This is a genomic window from Methylophaga sp. UBA678, from assembly GCF_002299105.1.
GTDB classification, from domain to species: domain Bacteria; phylum Pseudomonadota; class Gammaproteobacteria; order Nitrosococcales; family Methylophagaceae; genus Methylophaga; species Methylophaga marina.
Genome location: NZ_DBNG01000014.1, coordinates 54,888 through 68,286, shown reverse-complemented (window position 1 = coordinate 68,286; position 13,399 = coordinate 54,888). Strand labels below are relative to the sequence as shown.

Genomic DNA, 13,399 nt, shown 5'->3' with positions numbered 1-13,399 from the left:
GGTTGGGTTGAAGCATGAAACCCAACAAATACAACCACTTCAAAAATCTGATTTTCACTGTACACTGACTAATATCCAAACTTAACTATGGCACTTACAGGAGGCACAATGAATACGCCGATTTCTTCTCCCGTCACTGATTTACTTGAAGCTCAAGGCATTGCGTTTGAAGTGATTGAAATTCCACTAACCGAAGATAAAAAACCGGTACGTAATCTGGAAGAGCTGTTAAGCAGTCAGGGTCACGATCCGAAATCTGTGGTGCGTAGTTTGTTGTTCAAAACCGGTTCGGATAATTATGTATTGTTGGCGGTTGCAGGCGGTGGTCGAGCTGACTGGGGCATTTTGAGAAAGCACCTGGAAGAACGAAAGCTGCGTATGGCCGAGTTTGATGAAGTGCCAGAAGCGACTGGTTACATGGTAGGTGCTGTGCCACCGATTGCTTTGCCTGACAACATCACTGTATTACTCGATGAGAGTGTGGATCAGTTTGATAATGTAGTGATTGGCAGTGGCATCTTAGGTTACGCCTTGGGTTTAACCTCAGCTGACTTACAAAAAGTGATGGCTGATGTCGACCGCGGCACATTTGTGAAAGAGTAAAAAGCAAAGACTCGCTATATAAAAAGGCTGACATCATGATGATGTCAGCCTTTTTTGTATGATGGCATCTACTCCCCGTCGTCGAAGTCACCTTTATATTTCGGATTAGGCTTAGCTGACTTCGAACGCTTATCTCCTTTTTCCTGATGTGAATGAGAGTCTGGCTGCTCTTCTTGTTCAGTGTCACCATGTGATAACTCTTTCACTTCAAGCTCATTCACCATACGTAAAGGTGCCGCTGGCGCTTTACCCTCTTTGTCCTCGCCAAAGTAAAGAGTGAGGTGAGGGAATGGAATTTCGATACCCGCGGCATCAAGATGGCGTTTAACCAGACGGTTATAGGCTCGGCCAATACTCCACTGACTGCCAGGTAGCGTTTTGATTCTAACTCGAATATTCACCGAGCTATCTGCTAGAGCTGTCACACCATGTACTTCCAGCTCATCATCAAGAATTTGAGAGCGTAATTCATCATCAGACATCAATTCTGCAAAAGCTTCACGCAATTTGATGATGACTTGATCAGTATCTTCCCTATAAGCCACACCATACTCACCGAGATGATATGCAAACTCTCGCATATAGTTGGATACCGTCCCCACTGATGAGAATGGAATAATATGGAATGTACCAGACAAATCACGTAAGCCCAGCGAACGAATAGTCAGCTTTTCGGCTACGCCAGTAATACCATCTGCTGTGACCACATCACCTGTATTAATCGCATTTTCTAGCTGGATAAATATACCGGTAATCACATCTTGAACCAGTTTTTGTGCACCAAAGCCAATGGCTAAGCCCATCACGCCAGCACCAGCAATCAGCGGTCCGATATTGATACCCACTTCAGATAAAACGATCATAACGGTCATAACCGTAATGGTGATGGCAACCGCATTCCTGAAAATAGTTAACAGCGTTTTCTCTCTGGCACTGGGCATATGACCGCTATCTTCAGGATTGAGACGATGCTCAATCCAGCTGGCCAGCACAATCCATGTCAGCATTGCAGTTGACACAATTAAGAAAATCGAAATGGCTGAGGTGATGACGTGCATTCCCGTCGCAGAACTCATCCAGTTCGCTATATTCACAATGCCCCAGGCATCCAGAATGGCACTGATAACCAGCACAACAACTATCAACTTGAAGACTTTAAATACACGAGGCAGCTGCTCATTAATACGATTCTCGGCATTTGCCAGGTGCTGCTTAAAGGCTTTCGGCAGAGTAATGCCATGTTCAGAGGCCATATCCAACAAAGCAATCACCCCGATACCGACCAGAACAGCTACAACTGTTTTTATCGTCGCTAACAGAATAATCGGCAAGGCCTCTTCTGATTTAACTAAAAGCCCTGTCCCCAATACCAGAAAATAGATAGATGCAAACCAATGCCAAGTCTTGGCTAAGACCCTTAAGGTGACATCATTCACACTAAAATGGCTATGTTTAGCTGTAGCGATTAACTGCTCTTTCACCGTATTTTTCTTTTTAAAGACCACGCTTAGAGCAAAAATAATGGTAAAGAGAACAATAAGAAGATTGGCTAATTGACTCAGACTTTCTGATATCGACATGGCCAGAAATGGCACAATAAACAGCGTACCGTAACCAACTAATGACACGATGATAGAAAAGAAGCTCGACCAGTAACGAGCGGTTTCCGTGGAAATAGACAGTAAGCGCAAGCCTTCATTTCTTGCTGCAAATATAGCTCTAATCAGTACTTTGGTAAGCTCAACTGCCAGGAAGATATTTAAAAACAGCGTTTCTGAAACAGCAATATCACCTACTTTTCCTACTGCTAACAAAGCAACGCCATACCCCGCCAGCCAAGCTAATGCCACTACAGCAATATCTACAATTGTTGCAATGATGACCGCAGTTACTTTAATGATGACAGCATGTGTACTGTGCTCACGCATAGCGAAATTGTTGGTACTGCGAAAAATAAACCGAGCCAGTATTCTGAATATAATAAAACTCAGAATAGTTGCTGCAGCAACAATCGCTGTAGTAATGAGATCCTTAAACCAACCTTGAGTCGTTTTATCAGATCCTGTCCAGATAGAGGTAATCGCATCCCAACTACCTTTAAGGGTGGACATCATGGTTTGAACAACCGACTGACTTTGCTCTGCAATAGCCGCAGCAAGGGAATCCTCAGACTTTTTGTCTTCCGCTTTTTTTTCGCTATTCGATGACTCTTTGCCATTTTGCTTATCAGCATTGTCTGACAAATTATTTAATTCTTCGATTAACTTATCACGCGTTTCAGGATTCTCAATTAAGTTGGCTAAACTTCGGTAAACATCGGCTTGTGATTCACCCGATTTTGGATTCTGCAAGCTTGTAGAAGATGGAGCAGCATTCGCCATCGATTGCGTTGGTGAAGCCAAACCCAGCAAAAATACAGTGATAAGTAATAGCTGGGGCAATAAAAAATACGTTCGGACGTTTGGCACAAAGTTCTCCTGAAGTTAAGCCAAATTATATATTGCGAAAAAGATAATGGCTGGCAACCATAACAACTCAGCACATCAGACACAAATTAGAACACACTCATGACAATCAATAAATGTGGTGATTGAATTGAATGTCAGGCTGGTAGAATAGAACCAAAAATAATCTATCCTCTATTTTCAATCAAAGATTCTTTTCAGACAGGACTTCTTATGGATCCTGAGAACCGACTCAGTTATGTCGGACTTTTAAAAAATCATTTTGGTCTGATTGCTGCTGCTTATCTGGCAGTGTTTACCGGTAATCTTGGACAAAGCTTTTTTATTGGTTTATTTCGGACTGATATCAGCGAATATCTTAATATATCTGCCGGTGAGTTTGGCTCTATCTACGCGGTGATTACGATGATCAGTGGCTTTTTGGTCATGCACTTTGGTCCAAAAATCGACTGGATAGCGCCGCGTCGTTATGTACTCAGCGTGCTTATTGTTTTAACAATTGGCGTGTTAATGCTCACCTTGTCCCCCTGGTGGGGCTTATGTGTGTTTGGCCTGGGTTTGCAGCGGTTATGTGGACAGGGACTAATGACACATTTTGGCAGTACACTTGCCGGACGTGAATTCTCTACTAATCGAGGTAAAGCACTGGGACTTGTCACGCTGGGCATGCCGACAGGTGAAATTATCTTACCGCCTATTATTGCTATAATGGCTGTCAGTTTTAGCTGGCAGCAGGTGTGGTGGAGTATTCTTGCCGTGCTTATTGGGCTTTGGGCTTTACTGATTTTATTTGTTGACTGGCCACCTGCACCACGTCAAAAGCACGAGCATAAACAACATAAAGACGCAGGCCCCAGCCCTACCCGTGATCTACGTTTCTGGTTATTACTGCCGATGCTGATGGTATTACCCATTACCCTGACAGGCATTTTTATCTATCAAGCTCAGATGACAAAAGATTTACTCGCCAGCCCGACGACATATGCTTTGGCCTTAACAGGATTAGGTATCGCTCGTTTTCCCGGAGCGTTATTAGGGGGGCGTTGGATTGATGAATATGGTGCCACCACGTTGGCAAAACTTTACCTGATTCCATTTGCTTTAGCCTTGTTAATTGCCGCTACCGTTGGTGGAGATATGGGTATCTGGATTTTAATGCTTGGGGCTGGCACAGCATTAGGTATGTCTTCGCCGATTGGGGATACGTTATTGGTTCGACTATGGGGACGCGATCACTTAGGTCAGGTGCGTTCATTGAAGTCAGCCTTTTTAGTATTTTCTACTGGTATCGCACCGGCATTTTTGGGTTTTATGATCGATGCGGGCGTGACTTTCCAAAGTATCTTGTTAGGCATGCTGACTTTCCTAATCATTGCCTGGATATTGGCACAAGGGCCGATAAAGGAAGCACATCAAAGTTCGGAGATATAATTTTTTCATTCTACAGTTTTTCCGTTATTATCAAATTAACCTTAAATGACCTTGCGTAATTTAAGGTTAATTGTTCCCATTTAAATTTAAAAACAAGGAAAGTAGATGAAAAAAATATTATTTGCTGCTGTTTTGGTAGCAGTAACATTCCTATCTGGTTGTGCTTCTGTTCCAATGGAAAGCAAAGAAAACAGCGAGCTGGCAAAACAATTCAAGTCTCCCTCAGAAGGTAATTCAGGCTTGTATGTTTATCGCTCAGGTAGTTTTGGAGGCGCACTCAAAAAAGACGTATGGGTTGATGGAGATTGCCTGGGTGAAACTGCGCCAGACATGTTCTTTTACAAAGAAGTAAAAGGTGATGAGCAGCATAAAATTGCTACCGAATCAGAGTTCTCACCTAACGACTTGTTGTTGAATACCGAAACTGGCAAAAACTATTTCATTAGACAATATATGAAAATAGGTGTTTTTGTGGGGGGTGCCGGTGTAGAACTTGTTGATGAAGAAAAAGGCAAAAAAGACGTTAGCTCTTTAAACATGGCAAAAACTGGAACATGCAGTAAATAATCTTAAAAACCAATGAGAGATATTCTTTCTCTCATTGGCTTCACTATTAATCCGCTCTAAGGACAGGTATAACCACCATCGATCACCAGGTCAGTGCCGGTCATAAACGAGGACTCATCTGAGGCCAGAAAGATCGTACCGTAGGCAATTTCATGAGGTTTACCAAAGCGTTTCATCGGCACCATTGAGATAAGTGCGTCCCATTCTTCTTTTGGCACACTACTTTCAAATAAATTGGTATCGAACATACCGGGACAAATGGCATTAATTCGAATATTGTCGCCAACAAATTCCAACGCCGCTGACTTGGTCATTAATCTGACAGCACCTTTCGTACTCTGATAAGCCGTGGAGACACCTGCTCCCGCAATGCCGTAGATAGATGAAAAGTTAACAATAGAACCACCTCCTGCGCGTTTCATGGCCGGCACAGCCGCTTTCATACCTAATAAAACACCGAGTTGGTTTATATTGACTATCTGGTAAAACTTTTCGACAGTATGCTCAAGTAAGCCTGCGTGATAATAAATGCCAGCATTATTGACCAATACATCCAGACGGCCAAAATGCTTTTCGGTTTCTGCTACAGCATCTGCCCAGTCTTGTTCCTTGGTTACGTCGAGAGCAACAGCAATCGCTTCTCCCCCGTTCTGTTTGATTTCCTCAACCAGCTTAAGCGTTTTGTTCCACAGAGCATTTGCAGATTGTCCATCGGCAATGATCGGATCCTGCTTTAAATTAGCTGCCACAATTTTGGCACCTTCTTTTGCCATCATCCGAACCTGCTCACTACCGAGTCCGCCGCCAGCCCCTGTTATTAAAATGACTTTATTGTCTAATCTGCCCGCCATGATTGTTTCTTCTACTCTTTTGAAAGAATGAAAAGCAATGAAATATCTTGCTTGTTAGAAACATCGTAGAAAGGATAAAAAAGTGCCGCAAGACGGCACTTTTCAGAGACTTAGTTACTTAAAAGTAACCTTTGGTAGGCAATATCGATGAGGAAAAAGTACTAACCCCAGACCGGGCAATAGTTAGAGCTGATCTTAGCTCTCATCAAGAACGCTGACTAATAATTGGCGAATCGCTTCAGGCTCAAACGGTTTATCACAGATAGCGGTGACACCTGCGGCTTTGACTTCACCTAAACGGGCAGCATCGTCATCGCTGGTGACCATGATGATAGGTAAAAATGCATTATTGAGCTCTTGACGGACATATTCGACTAACTGCTTACCATCCATATTCGGCATATTCAGGTCGGTAAAAATCAAATCAAACTCATTATTTTTAATGACTTCTGCTGCCGCTGCACCGTCATTCGCTTTGAATATAATGGCCATTCCTAAGTTTTTCAGTACACGGGTGATATGGTTTCGGGCAGTCAGGCTATCATCAACCACCAACACCTTCAGTTCCTGGATATCATAGTTTTCCAGTTCCAGTCTGGCGGGTTCCATAAAGTCGATAGTGGTTGCCAGAGCTTTTTCTAAATCCTGGCTATTAAATGGCTTCGGTAGCATCGCCACAATACCAGCCTGACGGACATCATCCAGCTCTTCAAAACGTGTTTCGCTTGATACCAGCATGAAGTATGTGGTGGTTTCATTTTTAAACTTGCGAGCGAGGGCAATCAGCTTTGCAGCCTCCATATCAGGTAAATGCAAAGCACTGATAACTAAATCAGGCGGATATTGCATCATGATTTTTAATGCTTCCATCCCCGTTGCAACACCTTCAATGTTATACACACCTGCCTGCTGAAGATGGCTAACAATAATTTTGCGTTGAGTGGCAGAAGGCTCCACCAGCACAATAGATAAATCCGACAAACTCACTGAAGCCATATGCTCAACTCCGTTGTTTAAAGACTGGCTATGGCTAAAATATACCAAGAAGTGTCGTATCGTGCTCGATAGATGACTTATTCCTATAAGTTATCACTGACATTATCAAATTTTTTTCACACTGACTTTTATATTATCAGTCACTCACCTATGCTGTATGCGTCAACTGATAAAGGAATGTTATGCCTGAAGATCTGCACATCAAGATTCGTAATTTGGAAAAATCCGATTACCCTCAGCTCAAACTATTGATGGATAAAATTTACGATGATATTGGTGGCGCCTGGCCGGAACATACTATTTTTAAACTGATTGATGACTTACCTGAAGGCCAGATTTGTATCATTGATCATGACACCATCATTGGGGTTGCTCTGTCAGTACAGGTGAATTACCAGCGCTTTAGTAACCCACATACCTATGATGATTTAATCAGTAAAAAAGAAACCATTCTGAACAATAAAAATGGTGATGCTTTGTATGGGCTGGATGTCTTGATTCATCCTGACTACCGTGGCTATCGTCTGGGAAGGCGTTTATACGAAGCGCGCAAAGAGTTATGCAGACAACATAACCTGAGAGCAATTCTGGCCGGTGGTCGTATACCAAACTATCATCAGTATGCTGAAGAAATGACGCCCGCTGAGTATTTTGAAGCGGTTAAAAACAAACGTATTTATGACCCCATTCTGACCTTCCAGTTATCAAATGACTTTCAGGTCACGCGCCTATTAAAACAATATCTGCCTGAAGATGAAAAATCGCAGGGTTACGCGACTTTACTGGAATGGCGCAATATTTTTTATGAACCTGAAAGTACGGTAATTGAGACCCGTAAAACTCAGATTCGCATTGGTGCCATTCAATGGCAGATGCGTGAAGTTGAGTCTGTTGAAGAATTGTTAAGTCAGGTTGAATATTTCATTGATGCCTTATCGAGTTATAAAAGCGACTTTGCCCTGTTTCCTGAGTTCTTTAATTCCCCGTTAATGGGCCTTAGTCCCGACCAACGCAATCAGACCGAAGCGATTCGTTTTTTAGCGAGCTTTACTGAACGCTTTAAAACAGAAATGTCGCAAATGGCGGTCAGTTACAACATCAATGTGATTACAGGTTCCATGCCGTTATTAGAAGACGATGTTCTCTATAACGTCAGTTACCTCTGCCGTCGTGACGGTACGATTGAGAGACAAACCAAAGTCCATATCACCCCTCATGAACGGCGCGACTGGGTAATTGAAGGTGGCGATCAGTTACAGGTCTTTGAAACAGATGCCGGCCGTGTCGGCATTTTGATTTGTTATGACGTCGAATTTCCTGAACTGGCTAGACTCTTAGCACAACAGGATATGGATATTCTTTTTGTACCCTACTGGACTGATACCAAAAATGGTTATCTACGTGTTCGTCATTGTGCCCAGGCACGTGCCATTGAAAATGAATGTTATGTGGTGATTTGTGGTAGTTGCGGTAACTTACCTCAGGTAGAAAATCTGGATGTCCAATATTCTCAGGCGGCCGTGTTCTCCCCTTCTGATTTCTCCTATCCACACGATGCCGTGATGGCAGAAACCACACCGAATACCGAAATGATCATGTTTTCAGATTTGGACTTGGATAAACTCAAGTTGACTCGAAGTGAAGGCTCGGTGAATAACCTAAAAGACCGACGGACTGAACTCTATACGCTCAATTGGAATGGGAAAACCAAATGAAGGAACATCCCATCATCAGTCAGATCAAAGCAGCAGACCAAGCCATCATGGCGGAAGACTTTGATAGATTATTAGATATTTACACTGAAGATGCGGTGTTAGTAGTACAACCCGGCATGAATGCGGTGGGCAAAGCTCAGATTTGTCAGGCATTTGAAAAAATTGCTGTTTACTTTCAGCATGGCTTACAGGTCACACAGGAAGCGTTAGAGATTTTAGAAACTGGCGATACCGCCCTCGTATTGGCGAACACCATTATCTCTGCGCCTGATGCTGAACCGACCACAAGACAAGCCACATATGTATTTGTCAAAAACAGCGATGATATCTGGCGATGCGCCATTGATAATTCATACGGACATGCCATTCTTCAGAGCAAATAACAGCGTTTTATTTTATTAATACGAGGCTAAAATGGAATTAGAAACACAAACACCTCAAACCGTTATGGAAACGGATAGCAACCCTGCTGCAGGGGATCAAGCTTATTTTTCGGTATCCACAACTAAGCTAAAGTGGCTTTATCTCGCCACATTCGGTTTATATGGTATCTACTGGTTTTATAAAAACTGGAAACTTCAGCAGCCTTATATCGATGGCAAAATCATGCCTGTCATGCGTGGCATATTCTCTATTTTTTTTGCTCATGCATTAACGAAACGCATCAAGCAAAGTATGTTACGTCAGGATATTCCCGAGAATAAACACCTCTTGCAACCATGTTTGTTTTACTGGTCATTCTTGGCAACCTGGCAAGCACCTTGGCTGATAACCAAGTCGTGCCGCCATATTTCAATATTATCTGGTTGATAATGTTCTACCTCAGTGCTTATCCGCTGATAGAGCTACAAGATAAAATCAATATGCTGAAAGACGATCCTATTGGCAGTATCAACTCACGCTATGACTGGAGAGGATACGGTGCCTTACTTATCGGTGGCGTGCTATGGCTGCTGGCTATACTTGGTGCGGTTGCCCTGATTGCCCAAAACTAAACGGAGACATCATGACATTAGAGAACATCTACCATTTAGCCTTTACCGGTTTATTTATCATTTTATTAACTCTGTTAATCCAGTGGTTTATAGCCAGTAAATCCAAAGCCTCTCAACCCGGTGCTGTGCCTGGGAAAATTGATGACAACCTAAGTCACTCCTCTTTTGTTTTCCGTGCTCATCGAACCTTTATGAACTCACTCGAAAACCTGCCTTTGATGCTCGGGACGTCTTTTATGGCGATTCTTATCGGCGCTAATGCCTTATGGACAGGTATTTTTATTTGGGTATTTGCTATCGCCCGAATTTTTCACATGGCGTTATATTACAAAATTGCCACTGAAAAAAATCCAAGCCCAAGAACACTCTTTTTCATGATTGGTCTATTGGCGAACGTTGCATTGCTGGGCTTATGCGCTATAACGCTTATCTAGCCTAAAGTTATTGAGGCCTTCAAATTAATCCTTGTTAAAACCTTGAGACTCGACAAAATATAAAATATTGGTAAATATGCAATGAAACGATAATTTCAAGCCCATACGTAGACGAGTTTTATGATAATGAGAGACACCATCCTCCAAGGCTTAGAAACTGAAATAGCCCTGTCAGAAGCGTCAGAAATTACTAGCAACCTCAGCTATATTTTGTCTGTTATCCGTAAACATCTGGACATGGACGTCGCGTTCATATCAGAAATTACTGATGATATGAGAAAAATCGAAATCGTTGATACTGCTTATCCTGATTCACCGCTCACCCCTGGGCACGCCGATCCAACCGAACACACTTATTGCCAGAGAATTATTGAAGGTGAACTGAACGAAGTTATCCAAGACACATCAAAAAACCATATAACTAAAGTGATGCCTATTACTGAAGAGTTGCAAATTGGTAGCTACCTAGGCGCCCCTATTGTGCTGAATGATGGTGAGGTTTACGGCACGTTTTGCTGCTTCAGCCATACACCAAACGATAGTCTGAATGAACGAGATCTGGCGCTGATGAAAATATTTGCTGATATCGCTGCACGCCATATTGACAAGCAATTGCACAAGAAACAAGAAGACAACCAAATAAAAAAACGCATCACCGAAGTATTAAATAATCATGAGGTAAAAACCGTCTTCCAGCCTGTATTTCATGTGGACCAACAAAAAGTCATCGGCTATGAATGTTTATCGCGTTTTACCAGTACACCCTATCGCACTCCAGATGTCTGGTTTCAGCAAGCAGAATCGGTTGGCTTAGGGGAAGAACTTGAAATCATGGCTATTGAGGCTGCCATTGATAAGATGAGTGCTTTCTCTAACGACACCAGTTTCTCATTAAATATTTCACCTGAATACGTGATAAATGGTGCTGTTGAGCGCGCATTAACTCAACATATTCTGGACAAAAAAATTGTCCTTGAAGTCACAGAACATGCTCAGATAACAGACTATCGCGCATTCAGAAATGCTGTCGAGTCATTACGTAATCAAGGCGTACGTCTTGCCATTGACGATGTCGGGGCAGGCTATTCCAACTTCCAGCACATACTTGAGTTGGGTGCAGATATCATCAAATTAGATATCAGCCTGATCAGAAATATTGATACCGATACGTCCAGAAAAGCACTTACCGCCGCATTAATTGCTTATGCAAAAGAAACTGCCTGTGAAGTGTTAGCCGAAGGGGTAGAAACTGAAGAGGAATTCCATGAACTGGTGCGGCTTGGCATCAATAAAATACAAGGCTATTTCATCAGCCAGCCGTTAGAGTTAGAACAAGCGATTCATTTTCAATGCCCAGAGTTTAATTAAAAGACACAGTACATACGATGTCTTTTACTTTTAGATGATACATTTCATACCAACCAATCTCGTAAAGAGTGATACTCATTTCAATCTCTGAAAGCTTGTTTTGTTTTCAATGCCAGAGCGACCAGAGATAGCATTACCGGTACTTCGACCAACACGCCAACAACTGTCGCCAAGGCTGCACCAGAATGCAGGCCGAATAAGCTAATCGCCACGGCCACCGCCAGCTCGAAGAAATTGGACGTGCCTATCAAAGCCGCTGGTGCGGCCACATTAAACGGCACTTTCCATAAATAAGCCCAGCCATATGCAATAGCAAAAATACCGTAGCTTTGAATCAACAACGGAATAGCAATCAAAGCAATAACTAAGGGTTTGTCCAGAATAGTTTCAGCCTGAAAACCAAATAGTAAAACCACCATCGCCAATAAACCCATGATTGAATAAGGTTTTATGGTTTGTGTGAAACGCGCTATTTCATGATGTTCCTGACTACTATCAAGAAGTTTACGCGTGAGATAACCTGCGATTAATGGTATGACCACATACAAGACCACGGATAAAAATAAAGTTTGCCACGGCACAATTATATTGGTCATATCCAATAAAAATGCAGCAATGGGTGCAAAGGCAAAGACCATAATCAAATCATTGATGGAGACTTGTACTAAGGTGTAATTCGCATCCCCTTTGACCAGTTGGCTCCAGACAAACACCATTGCGGTACATGGGGCTACACCCAACAAAATCATCCCAGCGATGTATTCTTTTGCTGATTGCGGATCAACCCAACCTGCAAATAAAATCTCAAAAAATAAAATACCGAGTCCGGCCATGGTGAAGGGTTTAATGAGCCAATTCACCACCAGCGTCAGACATAATCCTTTTGGTTTTTTGCCAACATCTTTAATCGACGCAAAATCGACATTGACCATCATTGGATAAATCATTAACCAGATAAACACAGCCACGGCTAGGTTTACATTGGCATATTGCCATGCAGCTACTGTTTGAAAGACGCCTGGAAATAACGACCCAAGGCCCACACCTGCCACAATACAAAGGCCCACCCAAACGGACAGGTAGCGTTCAAAAAAGCCTATCGCTGAAGTCGACTCCTGCTTCATACCCATTCCTTCTTGATACATGTTTTTAATAATTGAAAAGCCTCATCAAAAGCCGCGTCTAGCGCCGCGGAAGTGCCTTGTACTTTTGCCGGATCTGGCGTGCTCCAATGTAGTTTCCGGTACTCACCATAAAAAATTGGACATATTTCATCAGCGGCCTGATCACAAACGGTGATAACGTAATCAAAAGACTGACCAGCAAACTCATCCAAGGATTTACTGACAGGACTTCCCGGGGCAATGCCATGTTTTCTTAGTGTCTCAATCGATTTGGGGTGAACATACCCTGCGGGCTGACTGCCCGCACTCATAGCATGATATTCCTCACCTTTGAGATGGTTAATCAATGCTTCCGCCATGATGGACCGACATGAGTTTGCTGTGCATAAAACCAATATCCTTTTCATTTCAACTCTCTGTTTTATCGGATTGAGGTTTACAACAATCAACCAGTTCCACAACGGCACAGTCAATATTGTCAGCCTGATGTAATCGGGCCATATCACTGCTGCAACAATCTTGAACCATAAAGGCGATCAACTCTCTCATCTGTTCAAAATTAGCGAGGTAAATGATCGAACGGCCTTGTTTACGTGACGAAACTAATTTAGCTTGGCTCAGGTGAGTCAGATGGAATGATAAGGTGTTGTGTGGAATACCCAGTGCATTACTGATAGCACCGGCAGCCATTCCCTGCGGACCAGCTTCAACAAGTAATCTGAAAGCTTGGAGGCGTGTTTCCTGTGACAGGGCATCAAAAGCGCTAAGTGCATTTTCTATTTTCATATGTCGATAGTATTCGACATATATTTTTTACGTCAACACTTATGGACATATTAGTAAAACAGGT

General features: G+C 42.7%; 15 protein-coding genes. 9 read left to right on the top strand and 6 right to left on the bottom strand.

Annotated features, from left to right (window positions below; translation table 11 throughout):
- The first annotated feature begins 108 nt into the window (after nucleotides 1-108).
- Entirely contained in the window at nucleotides 109-603 is a 495-nt protein-coding gene (locus B3014_RS08335; protein WP_289243937.1) for an aminoacyl-tRNA deacylase, read from the top strand.
- 68 nt (nucleotides 604-671) lie between these two features.
- On the opposite strand, the gene B3014_RS08330 is transcribed toward B3014_RS08335, so the two are convergent.
- Nucleotides 672-3,071: a mechanosensitive ion channel domain-containing protein gene (locus B3014_RS08330; RefSeq protein WP_289243938.1), complete on the bottom strand. Its 2,400-nt coding sequence runs from the start codon at nucleotides 3,069-3,071 to the stop codon at nucleotides 672-674.
- A gap of 210 nt (nucleotides 3,072-3,281) precedes the next feature.
- Here B3014_RS08330 and B3014_RS08325 point away from each other — a divergent pair, with 210 nt between their 5' ends.
- Complete coding sequence (locus B3014_RS08325) at nucleotides 3,282-4,499, top strand: MFS transporter (RefSeq protein WP_289243939.1); 1,218 nt, start codon at nucleotides 3,282-3,284, stop codon at nucleotides 4,497-4,499.
- Nucleotides 4,500-4,604: 105 nt separating this feature from the next.
- Nucleotides 4,605-5,066, top strand: a complete 462-nt coding sequence (locus B3014_RS08320) for a DUF2846 domain-containing protein (RefSeq protein WP_289243940.1) — start codon at nucleotides 4,605-4,607, stop codon at nucleotides 5,064-5,066.
- A 56-nt stretch (nucleotides 5,067-5,122) separates the two neighbouring features.
- Here B3014_RS08320 and B3014_RS08315 read toward each other — a convergent pair whose 3' ends face one another.
- Nucleotides 5,123-5,917: an SDR family NAD(P)-dependent oxidoreductase gene (locus B3014_RS08315; protein WP_289243941.1), complete on the bottom strand. Its 795-nt coding sequence runs from the start codon at nucleotides 5,915-5,917 to the stop codon at nucleotides 5,123-5,125.
- A gap of 195 nt (nucleotides 5,918-6,112) precedes the next feature.
- Nucleotides 6,113-6,913 carry a response regulator gene (locus B3014_RS08310; protein ID WP_289243942.1) on the bottom strand — a complete coding sequence of 267 codons (801 nt, stop codon included), beginning with the start codon at nucleotides 6,911-6,913 and terminating at the stop codon, nucleotides 6,113-6,115.
- A 182-nt stretch (nucleotides 6,914-7,095) separates the two neighbouring features.
- Here B3014_RS08310 and B3014_RS08305 point away from each other — a divergent pair, with 182 nt between their 5' ends.
- The 6 genes from B3014_RS08305 to B3014_RS08280 all read left to right on the top strand — a co-directional run bounded on the left by B3014_RS08305 (nucleotide 7,096) and on the right by B3014_RS08280 (nucleotide 11,425).
- Nucleotides 7,096-8,628 (top strand): bifunctional GNAT family N-acetyltransferase/carbon-nitrogen hydrolase family protein, encoded by a 1,533-nt coding sequence (locus B3014_RS08305; RefSeq protein ID WP_289243943.1) that lies wholly within the window; start codon nucleotides 7,096-7,098, stop codon nucleotides 8,626-8,628.
- On the top strand, nucleotides 8,625-9,011 hold the full coding sequence (locus B3014_RS08300; protein WP_289243944.1) for a YybH family protein: 387 nt from the start codon (nucleotides 8,625-8,627) through the stop codon (nucleotides 9,009-9,011). Before B3014_RS08305 ends, B3014_RS08300 begins: the two co-directional genes overlap by 4 nt.
- 31 nt (nucleotides 9,012-9,042) lie before the next feature.
- Entirely contained in the window at nucleotides 9,043-9,438 is a 396-nt protein-coding gene (locus tag B3014_RS08295; RefSeq protein WP_289243945.1) for a hypothetical protein, read from the top strand.
- Between the two features lie 2 nt (nucleotides 9,439-9,440).
- The gene (locus B3014_RS08290; RefSeq protein ID WP_289243946.1) at nucleotides 9,441-9,623 is read left to right on the top strand and encodes a hypothetical protein; all 183 of its coding nucleotides are present in this window, start codon (nucleotides 9,441-9,443) and stop codon (nucleotides 9,621-9,623) included.
- Between the two features lie 11 nt (nucleotides 9,624-9,634).
- On the top strand, nucleotides 9,635-10,057 hold the full coding sequence (locus B3014_RS08285; protein ID WP_286305331.1) for an MAPEG family protein: 423 nt from the start codon (nucleotides 9,635-9,637) through the stop codon (nucleotides 10,055-10,057).
- 126 nt (nucleotides 10,058-10,183) lie between these two features.
- Nucleotides 10,184-11,425: a sensor domain-containing phosphodiesterase gene (locus B3014_RS08280; protein ID WP_289243947.1), complete on the top strand. Its 1,242-nt coding sequence runs from the start codon at nucleotides 10,184-10,186 to the stop codon at nucleotides 11,423-11,425.
- A gap of 80 nt (nucleotides 11,426-11,505) precedes the next feature.
- Here the strand turns inward: B3014_RS08280 and arsB are convergent, their stop codons facing one another.
- From arsB to B3014_RS08265, 3 genes are read right to left on the bottom strand one after another with little or no spacing between them, the layout of a single operon-like run.
- Nucleotides 11,506-12,549: an ACR3 family arsenite efflux transporter gene (arsB, locus tag B3014_RS08275; RefSeq protein ID WP_286305333.1), complete on the bottom strand. Its 1,044-nt coding sequence runs from the start codon at nucleotides 12,547-12,549 to the stop codon at nucleotides 11,506-11,508.
- Nucleotides 12,546-12,956, bottom strand: coding sequence for an arsenate reductase ArsC (locus B3014_RS08270; RefSeq protein WP_286305334.1), 411 nt, complete (start codon nucleotides 12,954-12,956; stop codon nucleotides 12,546-12,548). Before B3014_RS08270 ends, arsB begins: the two co-directional genes overlap by 4 nt.
- Before the next feature lies 1 nt (nucleotide 12,957).
- A complete protein-coding gene (locus tag B3014_RS08265) occupies nucleotides 12,958-13,335 on the bottom strand; it encodes an ArsR/SmtB family transcription factor (protein ID WP_286305335.1) in 378 nt (125 codons plus the stop codon).
- Nucleotides 13,336-13,399: the final 64 nt, after the last annotated feature.

Coding starts and splice junctions, on each gene's coding strand:
- B3014_RS08280 (WP_289243947.1), top strand. CDS start 10,184: ATGAGAGACACCATCCTCCAAGGCTTAGAAACTGAAATAGCCCTGTCA.
- B3014_RS08325 (WP_289243939.1), top strand. CDS start 3,282: ATGGATCCTGAGAACCGACTCAGTTATGTCGGACTTTTAAAAAATCAT.
- B3014_RS08290 (WP_289243946.1), top strand. CDS start 9,441: ATGTTCTACCTCAGTGCTTATCCGCTGATAGAGCTACAAGATAAAATC.
- arsB (WP_286305333.1), bottom strand. CDS start 12,549: ATGAAGCAGGAGTCGACTTCAGCGATAGGCTTTTTTGAACGCTACCTG.
- B3014_RS08270 (WP_286305334.1), bottom strand. CDS start 12,956: ATGAAAAGGATATTGGTTTTATGCACAGCAAACTCATGTCGGTCCATC.
- B3014_RS08315 (WP_289243941.1), bottom strand. CDS start 5,917: ATGGCGGGCAGATTAGACAATAAAGTCATTTTAATAACAGGGGCTGGC.
- B3014_RS08320 (WP_289243940.1), top strand. CDS start 4,605: ATGAAAAAAATATTATTTGCTGCTGTTTTGGTAGCAGTAACATTCCTA.
- B3014_RS08310 (WP_289243942.1), bottom strand. CDS start 6,913: ATGGCTTCAGTGAGTTTGTCGGATTTATCTATTGTGCTGGTGGAGCCT.
- B3014_RS08295 (WP_289243945.1), top strand. CDS start 9,043: ATGGAATTAGAAACACAAACACCTCAAACCGTTATGGAAACGGATAGC.
- B3014_RS08300 (WP_289243944.1), top strand. CDS start 8,625: ATGAAGGAACATCCCATCATCAGTCAGATCAAAGCAGCAGACCAAGCC.
- B3014_RS08285 (WP_286305331.1), top strand. CDS start 9,635: ATGACATTAGAGAACATCTACCATTTAGCCTTTACCGGTTTATTTATC.
- B3014_RS08305 (WP_289243943.1), top strand. CDS start 7,096: ATGCCTGAAGATCTGCACATCAAGATTCGTAATTTGGAAAAATCCGAT.
- B3014_RS08335 (WP_289243937.1), top strand. CDS start 109: ATGAATACGCCGATTTCTTCTCCCGTCACTGATTTACTTGAAGCTCAA.
- B3014_RS08265 (WP_286305335.1), bottom strand. CDS start 13,335: ATGAAAATAGAAAATGCACTTAGCGCTTTTGATGCCCTGTCACAGGAA.